A 15630-nucleotide genomic window follows, 5' to 3' on the forward strand; every position below is an offset into this window, starting at 1 on the left:
CGTTAGGGTGGGGCATACCAGTAGGCGAATGAGGGATTGCCAGTGAGCTCACCGAACACACCGGACCACAACCCGACGAACGGTCAGAACCAGTCGAACGGGGAGCCGGGACCGCAGGGCCCCGGCACGCCGGGGCCCAGCAAGGGCGGCGGCATGGTGCCGCCGTGGCAGCGGGGTACCGGCGGTGGTCAGGTCGGTGACGGTCCCAACGGCACCCCACGTCAGGGTCCGCCGCCGCACGGCATCGTGAGCGCCGACGAACCGGCATCGGGCAACGGCCCGGCACCGATCACCAAGCTCGACGATCCGCGGAACGGTCCCCAGGGTCCGGCACAGCAGGATGTGCCGCCCGGGCCGCCGGCGGGACCCAGTGATCAGCAGGACGAGAACTTCGTCGAATCGCCGACCCGGACCATCGAACGCGATGACCTGCCGGGGGAGAAGCTGCCGAATCTCGACGCCATCCACCACGTCGGAGCGCCACAGGCCGCCGCGCCTGCCGCGGTCCGTGTCGCACCGACCGAGATCGGCGCGACCCGCGCCTTGCGGGCGGCCGTCCAGGTCCGGCGGATCGATCCGTGGGCGACGTTCAAGATTTCCGCGGTGCTGGCCGTGGTGGGCTTCTTCATCTGGATGATCGCGGTGGCGCTGCTGTATCTGATCCTTGACGGCATGGGTGTCTGGGATCAGATCAACAGCTCCTTCGCCACCATCGCGACCCCGGACGGGTCATCGAGCGAATCGACGATCGGCGCGGGCACGATCTTCGGCTGGTCGATGCTGCTCGGCGCGATCAACGCGATCCTGCTCACCGCGATCGCCACCATCGGTGCCTACATCTACAACATCTGCGCCGATCTCATCGGCGGCGCTGAGATCACCATCGCCGACCTGGATTGATGCGCTAGCGCTAATCGAGGACGAATTTCGACCTTGGGTTGTCAATGAGATGATCGGCAAGTAACTCCTCGGCGACTCCAGAAATCGTCTCCAGCTAGGCAGACCGAGCAGTCACTGTGCCTAGTCCGCTGAAACCGATGGTGGAGAATGCTCTGGGCCGCATGCTGCGCCTTTATCAGGCCGCAGGGGGCGACTTGGCCATGAAAGGCCGTCCATCATTACCCCGTCAGAACCGATAACCCGAGTGCGTTGGGTTTGCTCGGTAAGAATTTCGTAGCGGGACACCGCCGTGGTACGCGTCGTCGGTGAGACATGAGACATGAGACATGAGACATGAGACATCGGCGCTCAGACACTGTGAAGAAAAGCCCGTGGTCAAGCGACCTGTGTTCGTTGCAGGGGCAATAGGCGGTATGCTCACGGAGCTTGACCAGAGGTGACAAGTAGTAGAGGTTGGGAGGGAAAGATGCAGAAGAAGTTCGGCCGCGCTGTTATTGCGGTGGCCGTGGTACTGATGTCAGCTGCGGGTCTCACTGTTGGTGGCATTGGTGCCGCTGAGGCAAAGCCTCGTCCGGCACAGTTGTGGTGGGCAGTGAATGCGGGCGATACTATCTGGGCTATCGGTACCAATCACAACTGTCGTGGTCCGATCCGTGTTCTGGTGAAAACCGATCCTGCGCGGCCGGGCATGACGTACATAACGTATACGCCAGGTCGATTTGTCGGCGACGGACCCGGATGGCGACGAAATCCCGTTTGCCGTCTTGATCTCGTGCCGACCGTGGGCTGGGGCCAGACTTTCGCGCCAAAGCGCGCTTTCAAGTTCCTTGCAGGCCCTAAAGTGGGCAGGTCGGTAACGAAGGCTTATCGATCGGGATCAGGTTTTCAGGCACTGAACGTCACGACGCTGGGCGCAGGGTCACCTGTTGGTGGCTATTATCTTGTTCCCTGACAAGCGGAAGAAAGCGGCACTTTACGTATTCTCTTGTACTGGTCCAGTTAAGTGGTGGTGCCAGTCCAGATTGTCGCGGGATCCTTGTCGTCCATGAAAAGCACCAGCCGCGTTTGTGAACGATGGGTCAAGCTCCCACCACGTGCTCCCGAACAGAGCCGGGTGGGAGCTTGACTGTATGGGCGGCCGAGCCGGGACCGAAGGGGGAGCAAAAGACCGCTTCCGAACAGGCGTTTTGGCTGGACGCGCGCTCGTCGGGTAGTGTCACACCTCGGTTCACGGGCCTATAGCTCAGGCGGTTAGAGCGCTTCGCTGATAACGAAGAGGTCGGAGGTTCAAGTCCTCCTAGGCCCACTGCGAGTGGTGTCCGCACCGTGTTCGCACCCGCCGACCAGTGCGGTCGGTACGGGGCCTTAGCTCAGTTGGTAGAGCGCTGCCTTTGCAAGGCAGATGTCAGGAGTTCGAATCTCCTAGGCTCCACAAGTAAGTAAGCAAGTTTTGGTCCTGCTCTCTGAGGTCCTTCAGAATCTGCGTCGATCATCTGCTCATGAACTGATCTAATCGACCGGCTCCACTTGATTAGGGTCGACTAGGGTCCTGGATTCATGTGTCGCGGTGCAGGGGAGCCGCATGAATCGTTGCCCCCTCCTATGCGATCTGCCCGGCTTGGGTTAGTCTTTCGAAGCGCTCCACAACTGCTCAGGCTGCGCACGATTAGCTCTGCATGGCTGGAGCAGCAGTCGCATTTTCGGGTGGACCTTACTGCGGGAAGGCCGTGGCTATGACCGGGATCAAGAAGCTCGTCTCAGGCTTTGTAGTTGCAGCGCTGGCTGCGGCTGGGGCTGTGGTCGGGGGAGGTGCCGCAACCGCTAAGCCCGGCCCAGCTCAAATGATTTGGGCCGGCGCAGGTGGAGACACGATGTGGGCTGTCGGCGGTAACAGTGGGTGCCGTGGGCCTATCCGTGTGAACTTGAAGACCGACCCCCGCAAACGTGGTGTGGTCTACGCAACCTACACGCCCGGCCGCTTCGTCGGTGACGGCCCGAAGTGGAAACGAAGTCCTGTCTGCAGTATCGATGTCATGGCGACCCTCAATTATGTTGACTACTACACACTGCAACGTAAGCACATCAAGCGTGTGACTGCAGGACCGCGCGGTGGCAAGTCCGTTACTCATGTGCTGCGTCCGGGATCGGGTCTTCAGTGGTTGTACTTCGAACCCCGCGGATTTTCGTATCCGAACGGTGCTTACATCCTCGTCCCATAGTTCTCACGGCCGGCGCGATGGTTCACGGGAGGCATTTCGGCCCCAGAGATCATCGGGCGCCGGTCCGATAGGAGACGTGCGACCCGTGTCATTCGAGTGAACGACGCGTTGTAGTGACATGAGTCGCTGCGATGTGCAGTGCGCTGGGCCGATACGGTAATCTGCCCGTGCACGTCGGGGGATAGGCATGGTGTATCTGGTCCGGGGTGTTGACGTGGGTTTCGTCGTACCGATGACCTGGTGATACACCGCCCAGACTGGTGACACACGCCAGTTTGTTCGACGCGCGCGTACAAGCGTGTCTGCAGGACACTGAATGCCCGTGGGGGAGGTGTGAGAGTGACGTCCGGTCAGACTGGCGGCATATGGTGGTTCGCTGATGTCGAGGCTTGGCCCGCGACTGACACCCGCCCTGCGCGTGAGCTTGCCCTCGCGCTGTCCGGTGCTCGCGCTGCCAACGGATCTGTGGCCTCGCCGGACCGTCAGGAATCGGCCGTATACCCCGAGCCCTTCGCGCCCGAGTCGGATTCACAGTGGGAGCCTGTTCCAACTCCTCCGGAGCCCTCGTTCGCGCCACAGTCACCGGCATTTGTCCCTGCCCCAGAGCCGACCACCTTCATTCCCGAGCGGCCATCGAGTGTCGGCGCATCCTCCGACCTCGAGTCCTTTCTCGATGCCGAAGCAAAACGCACACGCGTGGCACATGGCAACGGTGAGTCGGATCCCGTGCACAAGAAGCCCAGCTGGTGGAAGGGCCACCGTGGCTTGCTTATCGGAAGTGCCGCTGTTCTGATCCTCGTCCTGGGCCTCGCAGGGTTCGGTGTGGTGCGCATGGCCGGAGACGAGAGTGAAGTCGCCGGGCCGGAAAGCGCCACGACCACCCTCACCGATGCGACGTCGAGTGCGGAAGGCGACTGCCCGGCGACAAGCAGCAACGGCACGACGACCGGTAACGACGCGGGAGACCAGATGTCCGGTCCCGCCGTCATCAAGGCCTTCAACTACGCGTACTACGAGCTTCGGTCCGCCGCGAAGGCGCGCGCCGTGACAGCCCCCAACGCGGTCGCACCCGAGAAGGCGATGCAAGGGTTCATCGACCAGCGCGCAGCGGGCACACGCCACTGCCTGACGATCACCGATGCGGGGAACAACTCGTACAACGTGGTCCTCACCGAACTACCGGCCGGTGCTGCGACACCGATCGTGTATCGGCAGCTGATCCAAACCGTTCAGACCGACGGAAAATATTGGATCGCGTCCATTAAGTCGGTGAAGTGACCATGCATCGCACCGACCGCCACACCTTTTGTGCTTCACACTTTGTCAGTGAAAGGGAAACAACACCGATGAGTCAGCCACCGATCAAACGCAGAGCCCGTCATGCGCTGAAGACAGGTGACCGTCGGTCGCCGGTGCTCACCACCGTCACCTCGGCAGTCCTCGCGGCGTCGATCGCCGCCGGCCTCGGCGCCGGTGCCGCATCCGCGGTCGAGCAGGGTGGCACCAACCCCGGCGATTCCGCACCCGAGCAGGGTGGCACCACGCCCGAGCAGAGCGCACCGGAGCAGGGCGGCACCACACCGACCCCGCAGCCTGCCCCCGCACCTCCCGCAGTGACCAGCCCGGGCCCGGGGTCGATTCCGGGACCGCCGCAGGAGGCTCCGTACGTGGAGTACACCCCGCAGGCTGCACCCCAGCAATACGAGGATGCCTACAACCCGGTACCGAATGCGCCGTTGCAGGCACCTAAGCGTGTTGCGCCGGTGCGTCCGATCGCTCCGCCACCCAACAAGATTCGCGTCGGCAACTTCATCACCCCGATTCCCAAGGGGATGAATATGCGTGATGTGAACTCGATCAACGCATGGTCGGCTTACGGCGAAGCGAAGATCGCTCAGAACCTGATCGCCGTGGGCGTGCCGAAGGACAAGGCGTCACGTCAAGCCGCTTCGACGATTATCGGCGTGATGGCTGGTGGAACTGCCGGCGCTGCGGCGTTGGTGCTCCCTGGAGCACTCGTCGGGGCTGCGTTTGGCACGCCTGTGGGAGCAGGAGTCGGCGCAGTGATTGGCTTGTGTACGCCGATCGTTGCCGGGTGTGTAAACGGCCCGCTAGCCACGACCGGGGCGCTAATAGGTGCTGGCGTTGGCTTGGCGGGAGGTGCCGCTGCAGGTGCTGCGGCAGGTGCGGCCACTGGTGCTGTGATCGGTGGCACGATCGGCGGCGCGTTGGCTTACGCCCTGGGGGCCGGCGACCCAGGCGCGAATCCGAAGGAACCGTGGAAGCAGGACCGTCCGAACGCTCCGAAGCCGAAGCCGCTGCCAAATCCCGGTGCGAATCAGTTCGAGCTCCACCTGCCGTCGGAGAAAGCGTCGAAGTCCGGACTTCCGGCCGTTGATTATGTCGTGAATCTTCGTGGTGACGTGAAGGGCAAGGTTGGTAATCAGGAGTTTGGTTGGTCGGTCGAGCAGGCCATGGCGCCGTACAAGGTCCTCGGGCCGGGCGCGGAGAAGACTGCTCGCCAGCTCACGAAGCAAGGGACCAAGCAGCTGCAGTCGGTTCTGCCGGGAGTCGAGGTTCTGTGGCCGCAGGAGACTCCTGCCGCTCGTTAATTGCGAACGGTAGGTCCTTCAGCCAAGGCGACAGATAGGGTCGGCCGGATACGCATGGCACGGATCAATACACTGAGCGTGCCAGGCAATTGACACTGAACGCTGCGACCCACAAGGACGGTTTGCTCAGAGATGTCGGTCCATGACGACGGGGGTGGCATGAGCCCGGAAGGGCTCACGCCACCCGATTGGAACGAACGCACCACTGTGGTGTGCGGTACTTCGGGCGGCGTTGGTACGTCGGTGATTTCGGCCTTGCTGGCTGAGTATCGGGCGGCATCTACGATGCGTGACGCGTCGTGGTGGGTCGATGCGTCTGGCAACGACTGCGATATCGAGTTGCGTTTGCAGGGCCGTGGGGACCCTGCACTCCTGCGTACTGCGTCGGGAACCGGTCTGTTCCTCGCATCCGAAGAGGGCACCGTCACCGACGCAATTATGGACACCTGGCAGGTGGGCGCAGTCCCGGTGGTCGATGCCGGTGCACGCGCACTCACGACGCTGCCGGATCTGACGGAAAGCCCGATCGCCCAACACATCACACCGGTCCTCGTTCTCGCACCGCGTCCGGACCTATTGAACAGGGCGAAGCCGTTCCTCACGCAGTGGCAACGCGCCGGCGCCCTACAGCGGACGGTGGTGGTGATCTGTTGCCAGATTCCGACACTCAATCACGAAGCGTTGACCGACATGGTGATCGATTCGGTCGGTGGTGACGTTGCTTCGGTGATCGGATTTGATTACGAGCCTGTCCTCGGTTCCGGTGCCCGGTTGGACAGCGAAGCCCGGCAGGGCTTCGGGCAGCACACATGGGAAACCATCCAAGAGCTTGCAGCTGCGACGTCCAATAGCAAGTAGCGAGGGCGAAAGAAGGACCGGTCACGGTTTCGCAGACGTGTTATCCATAGAGTCAGGCCACGGCGATAGTTCGTTGGAACTGGATGACTGGCGAACTAGAACATCGATTCTGGCACCTGACTCGACGACCATCTGAGTGCCAATAGCTGGTACAGCCGAAGCGTTGGCCTCCGCATCCATTTGCAACGCGGTGGTAGGAGGCGGCGGCATAGGCAATTCGGTAAATGAACTGAGGGTCAGTTTGGAATTCCTACATGAATTATTGCTGCTCGATTCTAAGTACGTGAGAAAGAACAGTCCCGCAGGAGAATACCAACGTGTCCCCTGCGGGACTATTTCAGAGTATCCGCTAACTGACCTTAGGCTAAGGGACTATTGTGTAGTAGCCGGTCGAGATCGACACGGGTGTTCGGACGGGTGTGTTGACTGCGTACGCATTGACACTCACCAGTACAAGTCCAGATCCGGTGCGGACATCTTTCACAACACGCTCTCCCCGCTTGCGCCCGAAGCCAACCGCAACTGGGTGTTCTACCTGGAAACCAACCGGTCCCGTGACGGAAACCATTACGAGGAAGCGGCAGACCGGATTGCGCTTCCAAGTCGAGCCATTCCCGGTGAACCCGTTGGAGGTAAACGTGAGCCGCACAGCTCCACGTTTCTTGGGCGGAGATGTAACTGCCGTGTGGAAACTGCCTCGGCAATTCGAATGATTACCGACGACGCCTAGCGTCTCGCCAAATGTCGTGACATGTGGCAGTTGTGGAGCCGCCGTAGAAGAGCCAGTTCCGGCGACTAGTCCGAGTGTCGTCACAACACAAGCCAAGCCCGAAATTATAGTACGTCGGTAGGCGCGCATTCTAGCTTCCAGTCATTTCGTCGTTGATGTGCGTCAGGGAGGCCGTGGACGAGTACTGGTCATCCCCTTATGTGATCGTAGCTGGCGGCGTCAGAGAGGGTGTCGTTGGACCAAAGCCGACACGCGCGTCCAAGGCCAGGCAGCGGACGAGTTGCGCTGTCAAGGTGCCACCAAGACCTCTGCCAACTGGTGGTGGCCAGAAAAAGGCTCTCGGGGCACCGGTGTGGGTCGCGGACGGATATGACTGATGGCAGGGTCAGTTGGCCATAGCCAGCAGTCCAGAAATGCAAACTGGAAACGCCGGGATCGCGGACTGATCACAACTCGCGATCAAAACTTCTCGGTACCCGGCTCCGACAGCTCATAGGCTCACAAGACCGGGCACAACGAGTTGCAGTCGGCTATGCCGGGAGTGCAGGGTCTCGGGCCGCAGGAAAGACCGAGTCCGTCATAAAGACGATTCCCTGACGGTGTATTCGCAGGTGGTGAGTGCACCGCCGCTGCGCGCGTCAGACGGGCAGGCGATACTCGACCCGATTCAAGCCGTCAACGACCTGGATCGAGAGCAGCTAACGAGTTGCACGCGCAGGTTCCGTGGCTTGCTTGAGGTAGGGAGCGAATTTCCCTACGGGACAATGATGTAATTGCCGTTTCCGACGCCTGCTCCGTTGACTCCGAAGGATAGAAGGTGCAAGCCCGGGCCCGTAGGGATAGTAACGCGGACGGGTGCTCCTCCCCGAGGACCGGCTGTGACGATCCGGCCCCAGCCGTAGCGGAAAAAGTCCACGACGGAGTAGATCCGAATTTTGCAGACGGGGTTCTTCCGCCATGCCGGGCTGTTGCCGACAAAGGAACGGGGCCGCAGCGTCACAAAGGCGCGGCCTGGTTTCGCGCGGTCGACCTCGATGGCCGCGTGGATTGTCCCGCGGCAACCGCTGTTGCTCCCTGCGGCAACGATATCCTCGGAATACAAGGCTAAACGGGGCGCAGGTGAGGGCTTCGCATTCGCGACTCCGGAACCCACGATCGCTAACAAGGCGAAAATCGTCACCAGTGTTGTAACGACTGTCCGACGTACCATTGGCCGACCTTTCAGATGCTTCACCAAGTGGAGATGAGTCGCACTAGCCTTAACGAGGGTCAGTTGCCCTGCCCGGCGATCCAGAAGTACAACAGGAGTCCCAGGATCAGGACGATGATGTAGAACCATCCGATCCAGATGGCCACGCGTGCAAAGGGTTCGCCGTATTCGCGGGTGCGGGTGATCTCGTTGCGCGCTCGGTAGCCGAGGAAGAGGCCGATGGGTGCGGTGATGCCGAGGAATGAGAGCACCATCGCCCAGATCGCGAGCCGGTTGGTGCCCTTGGGGGCAGTCCGCCCGCGGGGTGCCCGCCTGTCCGGGGAGTCCGAGCGCGGACGAGGTGGCACCGGGTCCTCCGTAACAAGGTCGTCGTCGAAATCTCCGGCACGCGCGTCGTTCGACGCCGCGGCCGCCGCAGCTGAATAGGCCAGTGGGCGTTCGGAATCCGAATCGATGCGGCTGGTGGCCTGGGGGTTGGACGACGGCCGGATGGCGTCGCCGTCCTGATCGTCGCCCAGGTACGGCGGCGGCCGGACACCGGGCGGTGTGGGAGCCGGGGACAGCGAGGTAGGAACCTCGTCATCGGAGTCGGCGGGACGATTCCGGGCCGGGGGGACCGGTGGCTGACCCGGAGGACGGGGCCCTCCCGGCCGGGGCGGGCCGCCTGCCGGGGGCATCGGCGCAGCAGGTCCGCCGGGCGGGCGCGGGCCGGGGCCTGTACGTGGACCGGTCGGCGGAGGAGCAGGCGGGCGGCGGTGTTCGCGCGGAGGGGGTTGCAGGCCCGTCGGCGACACCGGGGCCGGACGTGGGGGAGTACCGCGACGGAGCGGCGGAGTGCGGCCGGCGCCGGGCCCCCACTGCAACACCCCTTCGGGCAGTGGCGGCTGCTGACGCCGGCGACGAACGGGAGCATTCGGGCCCTGCGGGCCTGTGCCATCCGGCCGCGACGACGACGGCGGAGCCGACGGAGGCAGGGGATTGGGCATGGTGCTCGGCGCATTGTCGCCGAGCGGCGAGAAACCCGACGGCGACGAGCCACTGTCCGGGGAACTCACGGGCGCAGTGGGACGACGTTCCCAGGGAGCGGAGATCATCGGGCCCGACGCATCGGTCGAGTCGGCACCACCATCACCCGGGCTGCCGGCAGCGGAACCGGGAGCAGCGGGACGGGGATCGTCGTCGGAGGTCACTGGTCTAAATTACCGTTTCGAATTGTCGTTGCGCGAGGATGAACACCCCGCATCGCGGTCACGACGCCGCAGCAACCGGCTTCGGATAGTCCTCGACGCGCGGCACGGTCGCGGCGACCGGCGGAGCCTCACGGCGCGAACGCCGGATCAGGGCGCCCGCGGCACCGGCGGTGACCAGCGCGATCACGGTCGCCGCCACGGATGCCCACACATACTTCTTCGCCATGGACCCAAGCGTGCCAGTCCGACACCGCTGCTGTCACCTCGAGTCATTCAGGTGTCGCCCTACAGGGGGTGGGGACAAATGCCTATCAATGGTTGAATCGAGATGTGACTACACCGAAGCAGACCGCGACGCTCCACACCAACCGCGGCGACATCGTCGTCGACCTCTTCCCGAATCACGCGCCGAAGACCGTGGCGAACTTCACCGGTCTCGCCGACGGTTCCAAGGAGTACAGCCAGCCGAACGCCTCCGGCGGAAACAGCGGCCCGTTCTACGACGGCTCCGTCTTCCACCGCGTCATCGACGGCTTCATGATCCAGGGCGGCGACCCGACCGGCACCGGCCGCGGCGGCCCCGGCTACCAGTTCGAGGACGAATTCCACCCGGAACTCCAGTTCGACCGCCCGTACCTGCTGGCCATGGCGAACGCCGGCCCGGGCACCAACGGTTCGCAGTTCTTCATCACCGTCGGCCCGACCCCGCACCTGAATCGCCGCCACACCATCTTCGGTGAGGTCACCGATCCGGAGTCGCAGAAGGTCGTCGACGCGATCGCGACCACCTCCACCGATCGGGCCGACCGCCCGCTCGACGAGGTCGTCATTCAGAAGGTCGAAGTCAACTGACCGAATCACCTTTCGATTCCACGCACGCCGCCGGCGCCGGGAGCGGAGCGAGCGGGCCGCATCAATCCGGTTCTCCGGCGGCGTGCGTGCGACATCCGGATCGACCCACCGGCCTGGCCTGCAGCCGCTGTGGGCGTCCGGCATGCCCGGAATGTCTACGTCCGGCAGCGGTCGGCCAGCACTGCGTCGACTGTCTGCGCAATGACGGGATGCAACGCTCGGTCGTCCACACGACCAACGAACGCGGTGTACGCCCGATGGTCCGGCAGACCCGCACCGCAACACGCCCCTACGTCACCTACGGGCTCATCGCCATCAACGTGGCGATCTTCGTGGTGTGCCTCATCCAGGCCGGCAACTTCGACGCCGGACTGGCCGGACTGTTCCGGCAGGGGGACCTGGTCGTCGGATTCGTCGGCGACGGCGACTACTGGCGCCTGCTGACATCCGGGTTCCTGCACTTCACCGTCGCGCATCTGGCGCTGAACATGATCTCGCTGTTCATCCTGGGCCGCGATCTGGAGATCGCACTCGGGTGGGGACGTTTCCTGCTCGTCTATCTGACCTCGCTCTTCGGCGGCAGCGCGGCCGTCATGTGGTTCGAGGCGCCCAACGTGAGCAGCGCCGGCGCCTCCGGTGCGATCTACGGCCTGATGGGCGCGATGCTCATCGTCGTGCTTCGCGCGAAGATCCCGCCGACCGGTGTCATCACGATCATCGTGATCAACCTGGTGTTCTCGTTCTCCGTGCCGAACATCTCGTTGCTCGCCCACGTCGGCGGCCTGGTCTTCGGTGCGGCCTCGACCGCCGCGATCCTGTACCTGCCGGAACTTCTGGTTCCCGCGGAATCCCGGACCGGACAGTCGGTGAGCCGTGTCGGATGGGTCGCCGCGAGCATCCTGCTGGTCATTGCCATCGGCCTCGGCGTCGCCGCCGGAGTCATGTACGACGGGCCGCTCATCCTTCGCTGAGCCGGTCTCGATACGGCGACTCGCTGCGCTCGTGGCCTACTCGACCAGCGAGGGGTGTGGCGTGCTCGACGAGCGAGGGCTGTTGCTGCTGGTCGAGTAGCGGCGTGCGAGCGTAGCGAGCCCGGCGCATATCGAGACCACCCACCCCGATCAGCCAGTCGGCGAATCGCGCGCATCCTCGACGTCGAAGCCGTGGAGACGCAGTTCTTCGGCGACGTCGCGGACGTCGGTGCCCAGATCCCAGCGCCCGAAGACCACGAGCCGGACGTCGTCGCGCAGCTCGTCGGCGGATTCGGCGGGGGCGTCCTCCTGCAAGAGGTCGAACTCCAGATGCCCGCTGCGTCGTCCGACGCGCCGGAAGTCGAGCACGCGGATGCGATCGATCCGCTCGGGCGGATAGACCTGCGCCCCGGTGATCGTGCGGATCTGCAACGCGGTCCGGCCGTCGACGTCGACGACGGCCAGACGCGGGCGGATCATCAATGCCGCTGCGGCGAACGCCAACAGCAGGACACCGGCCACACCGAGCATCAGCGCGCCGACCGGGTCGCCGACGATCACGGCCGCGACCAGCAGAATCAGACCGCCGCCCGCCATCGCGAGCCCGGCGGCGCGCGGCGTCGACCACGCCGCTGTGGAGCGTTCGGCTGAGTTATCCACAGGCTTTACTCACAGTGGGGACTACTTACACACATGTTATTTCCACAGTGTGGATAACTGACACGCATGTGTTTTCCCTGGTCAGATGCAGGATTGATCAGCGCCACCGCATCGTCATGAGGAGCCCGACGACCATCAGCGCGAACCCGATCAGGAAGTTCCACGGGCCCAGCTCGTACATCCAGTGCAGGGCCTTGCCGTCGGCGCCGAGCCCGTTCGGGGTGGCGACGAGATAGAAGACCACCAGCCAGGCCAGGCCGATCAACATCAGCCCGAGCATGACGGCGACATACACCGAGCTCGACGGCCCGGTCTTGACCTTCACCGGCGTACGGCTTGCCGGGTTGATCGTGTAGTCGGTCTTCTTCCGGACTTTTGACTTCGGCATGACTTCCTCTGTTGTACTCACAGCTCGGCACACTCGGCCTGAGCTGCTCGGGCAGGTCTCGAATTACCGCGCATCCCGGGTGGGGACCGCTGCGGGTTGCCCTCTACGGTATCGCACGCGCCGGGTAGCCTGGCGGGGTGAATGAGCCGTCTGCGCACGTGGAAGCCGGATCCGTGTCCGGTCGCATCCTCGTCATCGACAATTACGACAGCTTCGTCTACAACCTCGTCCAGTATCTGGGTCAGTTGGGTGTGGAGGCTGTGGTGTGGCGCAACGACGCTCCCGAGCTCGCCGACCTGGAGAGTGCAGCCGCCGGCTTCGACGGTGTCCTGCTGAGCCCGGGGCCCGGCACACCGCAACGCGCGGGAGCCACGATGCCGATGGTCGACGTCGCGCGACGATCAGGGATTCCCCTCCTCGGTGTCTGCCTCGGCCATCAGGCCATCGGCGCGGTCTTCGGTGGCACGGTGGATCGCGCACCGGAGTTGCTGCACGGCAAGACTTCTCAGGTCCATCACGACGGCACGGGTGTTCTCGCCGGTCTGCCGGATCCATTCACCGCGACCCGCTACCACTCGCTGACGGTGCTGCCCGAGACCATCCCCGACGAACTCGTGGTGACCGGCCGGACGGAATCAGGGATCGTGATGGCGATGATGCATCGCGAACTCCCGATTCATGGCGTGCAGTTCCACCCCGAGAGCGTCCTGACCCAGGGTGGGCACCGGATGCTCGCCAACTGGTTGTCGGTGTGCGGGATCGACATCCCGGAGAGTCGCGTCGCCGAACTCGAGGCCGAGGTCGCCGCCGCTCTCGGCTGAGTGGGATCTCGATACGCCCTCGGCTGGCGCCTCGGGCTACTCGATCAACGGAACACGACCTGGCGGCTCGGGCTACTCGATCAACGGAACACGACCTGGCGGCTCGGGTTACTCGATCAGCGAAACACGATCTGGTGCCTCGGGCTACTCGATCAGCACCATTCGCTGATCGAGTAGCGACGAGCGAGCGCAGCGAGCCCGTCGCGTATCGAGATCATCGCAGTCGCTAGCCCGGCAGCAGGCTGCCGTTGCCGACGACGATCGACACCGAACCGTCCTTGCGGACCTTCGATCCCGCGCCCGGCGTCTGGCCGATGATGCGTCCGTTGTCGGGGCTGCCGAGCGGCACGTTCCGGGTGGACCGGGTGAGTGTGGAATCCGACCATCCTGCCTCGGTCAGCGTCCCACGCGCCTGCGCCGGGGTCTGGCCGCGGAGGTCGGGCATCACGAACATGTTGCCGCGCGAGACCGTGATCTGCACGGTGCTGCCCTGTTCGACGTTCTCTCCCGAGTTCGGCGAGCTGCTGATGACCGTCCCCTCGGGCAGGTCCGAATCGCCTGATATGGCAACCACTTTCAGGCCGATCTGCTCGAGCACGGTCCGTGCTGCCGACGACTGCTGACCGGTGACGTCCGGCACCGCGACGGTCTTCGGGCCGTCGCCGATGTGCAGCACGATCGGTCCGTTCACCGGCGCATTGGTGCCATTCACCGGAGTGCTGCTGACGACCTTGCCCTTGAGTTCGTTGGACGAGTCGATCCGATCGGTCTTCACATTCGTGAAGCCCAGGACACGGAGTTCCTCCCGAGCGTCATCGGGCGTCTTGCCTTTGAGGTCGGGTAGCTGATGCCGCTGCGGCCCGGTGGAGACGTACAGCGTGACCTCGGATTTCTCGTCGGCCAGGACGGCCTCCGAGGGCGTGGTGCGGGTCGCGGACCCGACCGGCACGTCGAGGCTGGGCTCATCGAGTTGCTTGACCCGGAAGCCTGCCCGTTCCAGCAGGTCTCGTGCGGCGGTCGACGACTTGCCCGCGACGGTCGGTACCGGGACCTGGCGGGCTGGGTCAGAACCCCAGGGTGCCCAGAGCAGCAGTCCCGCCACCAGCACGACGGCTGCGGCGAGCGCACCGACGATCAGTCCGACGCGTCGACGACGCCGAGGCGTATCGCCGTCGTCGTCCCCGCTGCGACCGCCGACGGCGCGGCGCGGTCCGGTGTCGAGCACCGACCGTCGTGGCCCGGTATCGATGAACTCGGTGCGGTCCTCGTCCGACAGGAGCATGGGTGCGGACGGCTTGCCGCCGGCCAGCACCTTGATCAGGTCGGCCCGAAGATCGGCGGCCGACTGATACCGGTTGGCCGGGTTCTTGCTCATTGCCTTGAGTACGACGGAGTCCAGTTCCGGCGGAATGTCCTTCCGGATGGCCGACGGCCACGGCGGGTCCTCGTGCACATGCTGATGGGCGACGGCGACCGGCGAGTCACCGGTGAACGGCGGCTCCCCGGTCAGCAATTCGAACAGCACGCAGCCCATCGAGTAGATGTCGCTGCGCGGATCGACCTTGATGCCGCGGGCCTGCTCCGGCGACAGATACTGCGCGGTACCCATGACCGCCGACGTCTGCGTCATCGTCGACGTCGCATCGCTCATCGCCCGCGCGATGCCGAAGTCCATCACCTTGATGGCGCCGGTCTTGTCGATCATCACGTTCGCCGGCTTCATGTCGCGGTGGACGATGCCGTTGCGGTGCGAGAAGTCCATCGCGGCCGCCACGTCGGCCATCCATGTCATGGCCTGCCGCGGCGAGACGGGACCGTTGGCGCGCAACACATCCCGCAGCGTTTCGCCGTCGACGTACTCCATCACGATGAACGGCAGCGGGCCGTCCGACGTTTCGGCCTCACCGGTGTCGAAGACCTGGACGATCGTCGGATGGTTCAGTTTCGCGGCGTTCTGCGCCTCGCGGCGGAAACGCAGATAGAAGGTGGGGTCACGCGCCAGATCGGCGCGCAGGACCTTCACCGCGACGTCGCGGTGCAGCAGCAGATCGCGCGCGTAGTGAACCTCGGACATGCCGCCGAAACCCAGGGTCTCGCCCAGTTCGTAGCGGTCGGAGAGGTGATGAGGCGTCGACATCATTCGGGACTCACCATCTCTCGCGTCGTCGCGCGCCCGGCACACGTGCTGTCGCTGAATCGCGCAACGCGGTGTGCCGACG

The 15630-nt window shown here is 64.1% G+C and carries 13 protein-coding genes and 2 tRNA genes; 10 read left to right on the top strand and 5 right to left on the bottom strand.

All coding sequences use genetic code 11. From position 1 onward, the window contains the following. Positions 1-42 precede the first annotated feature (42 nt). The 7 genes from AC4JJG_RS14020 to AC4JJG_RS14050 all read left to right on the top strand — a co-directional run bounded on the left by AC4JJG_RS14020 (position 43) and on the right by AC4JJG_RS14050 (position 6589). Positions 43-900, top strand: a complete 858-nt coding sequence (locus AC4JJG_RS14020; protein ID WP_495398281.1) for a DUF3566 domain-containing protein — start codon at positions 43-45, stop codon at positions 898-900. Between the two features lie 466 nt (positions 901-1366). Then, on the top strand, positions 1367-1852 hold the full coding sequence (locus AC4JJG_RS14025) for a hypothetical protein (protein WP_495398280.1): 486 nt from the start codon (positions 1367-1369) through the stop codon (positions 1850-1852). 280 nt (positions 1853-2132) lie between these two features. Beyond that, positions 2133-2206 (top strand) — tRNA-Ile (locus tag AC4JJG_RS14030). Positions 2207-2259: 53 nt separating this feature from the next. Further along, positions 2260-2332: transfer RNA gene (locus tag AC4JJG_RS14035), tRNA-Ala, on the top strand. Positions 2333-3815: 1483 nt separating this feature from the next. After that, the gene (locus tag AC4JJG_RS14040; RefSeq protein WP_495405782.1) at positions 3816-4397 is read left to right on the top strand and encodes a DUF8176 domain-containing protein; all 582 of its coding nucleotides are present in this window, start codon (positions 3816-3818) and stop codon (positions 4395-4397) included. A gap of 68 nt (positions 4398-4465) precedes the next feature. Next, the gene (locus AC4JJG_RS14045; protein ID WP_495399569.1) at positions 4466-5731 is read left to right on the top strand and encodes a hypothetical protein; all 1266 of its coding nucleotides are present in this window, start codon (positions 4466-4468) and stop codon (positions 5729-5731) included. A gap of 159 nt (positions 5732-5890) precedes the next feature. Next, the gene (locus AC4JJG_RS14050; RefSeq protein WP_495398278.1) at positions 5891-6589 is read left to right on the top strand and encodes a hypothetical protein; all 699 of its coding nucleotides are present in this window, start codon (positions 5891-5893) and stop codon (positions 6587-6589) included. Positions 6590-8588: 1999 nt separating this feature from the next. Here the strand turns inward: AC4JJG_RS14050 and AC4JJG_RS14055 are convergent. Beyond that, entirely contained in the window at positions 8589-9719 is a 1131-nt protein-coding gene (locus AC4JJG_RS14055; protein ID WP_495398277.1) for a DUF4190 domain-containing protein, read from the bottom strand. Positions 9720-9777: 58 nt separating this feature from the next. Continuing rightward, a complete protein-coding gene (locus tag AC4JJG_RS14060) occupies positions 9778-9945 on the bottom strand; it encodes a hypothetical protein (protein ID WP_495398276.1) in 168 nt (55 codons plus the stop codon). Positions 9946-10049: 104 nt separating this feature from the next. Between AC4JJG_RS14060 and AC4JJG_RS14065 the strand changes: the two genes are divergently transcribed. Both AC4JJG_RS14065 and AC4JJG_RS14070 read left to right on the top strand, forming a co-directional pair. Then, complete coding sequence (locus tag AC4JJG_RS14065; protein WP_495398275.1) at positions 10050-10571, top strand: peptidylprolyl isomerase; 522 nt, start codon at positions 10050-10052, stop codon at positions 10569-10571. Positions 10572-10828: 257 nt separating this feature from the next. After that, positions 10829-11542, top strand: coding sequence for a rhomboid family intramembrane serine protease (locus AC4JJG_RS14070; protein WP_495398274.1), 714 nt, complete (start codon positions 10829-10831; stop codon positions 11540-11542). A gap of 150 nt (positions 11543-11692) precedes the next feature. On the opposite strand, the gene AC4JJG_RS14075 is transcribed toward AC4JJG_RS14070, so the two are convergent. Then, positions 11693-12202: a PH domain-containing protein gene (locus tag AC4JJG_RS14075; protein WP_495398273.1), complete on the bottom strand. Its 510-nt coding sequence runs from the start codon at positions 12200-12202 to the stop codon at positions 11693-11695. A 97-nt stretch (positions 12203-12299) separates the two neighbouring features. Next, positions 12300-12590 carry a cell division protein CrgA gene (gene crgA, locus AC4JJG_RS14080; protein WP_495398272.1) on the bottom strand — a complete coding sequence of 97 codons (291 nt, stop codon included), beginning with the start codon at positions 12588-12590 and terminating at the stop codon, positions 12300-12302. Between the two features lie 137 nt (positions 12591-12727). Here crgA and AC4JJG_RS14085 point away from each other — a divergent pair, with 137 nt between their 5' ends. Next, positions 12728-13411, top strand: coding sequence for an aminodeoxychorismate/anthranilate synthase component II (locus AC4JJG_RS14085; protein ID WP_495398271.1), 684 nt, complete (start codon positions 12728-12730; stop codon positions 13409-13411). A gap of 226 nt (positions 13412-13637) precedes the next feature. Here the strand turns inward: AC4JJG_RS14085 and pknB are convergent, their stop codons facing one another. Further along, the gene (gene pknB / locus AC4JJG_RS14090; protein WP_495399568.1) at positions 13638-15548 is read right to left on the bottom strand and encodes a Stk1 family PASTA domain-containing Ser/Thr kinase; all 1911 of its coding nucleotides are present in this window, start codon (positions 15546-15548) and stop codon (positions 13638-13640) included. Positions 15549-15630 lie beyond the last annotated feature (82 nt).

The sequence above is a fragment of the Gordonia sp. B8661-1 genome (assembly GCF_059427765.1).

Excerpts from the sequence above, each read along its gene's own strand:
- AC4JJG_RS14025 (WP_495398280.1), top strand. The coding sequence starts at position 1,367 with ATGCAGAAGAAGTTCGGCCGCGCTGTTATTGCGGTGGCCGTGGTACTG.
- AC4JJG_RS14045 (WP_495399569.1), top strand. The coding sequence starts at position 4,466 with ATGAGTCAGCCACCGATCAAACGCAGAGCCCGTCATGCGCTGAAGACA.
- pknB (WP_495399568.1), bottom strand. The coding sequence starts at position 15,548 with ATGTCGACGCCTCATCACCTCTCCGACCGCTACGAACTGGGCGAGACC.
- AC4JJG_RS14060 (WP_495398276.1), bottom strand. The coding sequence starts at position 9,945 with ATGGCGAAGAAGTATGTGTGGGCATCCGTGGCGGCGACCGTGATCGCG.
- AC4JJG_RS14070 (WP_495398274.1), top strand. The coding sequence starts at position 10,829 with ATGGTCCGGCAGACCCGCACCGCAACACGCCCCTACGTCACCTACGGG.
- AC4JJG_RS14050 (WP_495398278.1), top strand. The coding sequence starts at position 5,891 with ATGAGCCCGGAAGGGCTCACGCCACCCGATTGGAACGAACGCACCACT.
- crgA (WP_495398272.1), bottom strand. The coding sequence starts at position 12,590 with ATGCCGAAGTCAAAAGTCCGGAAGAAGACCGACTACACGATCAACCCG.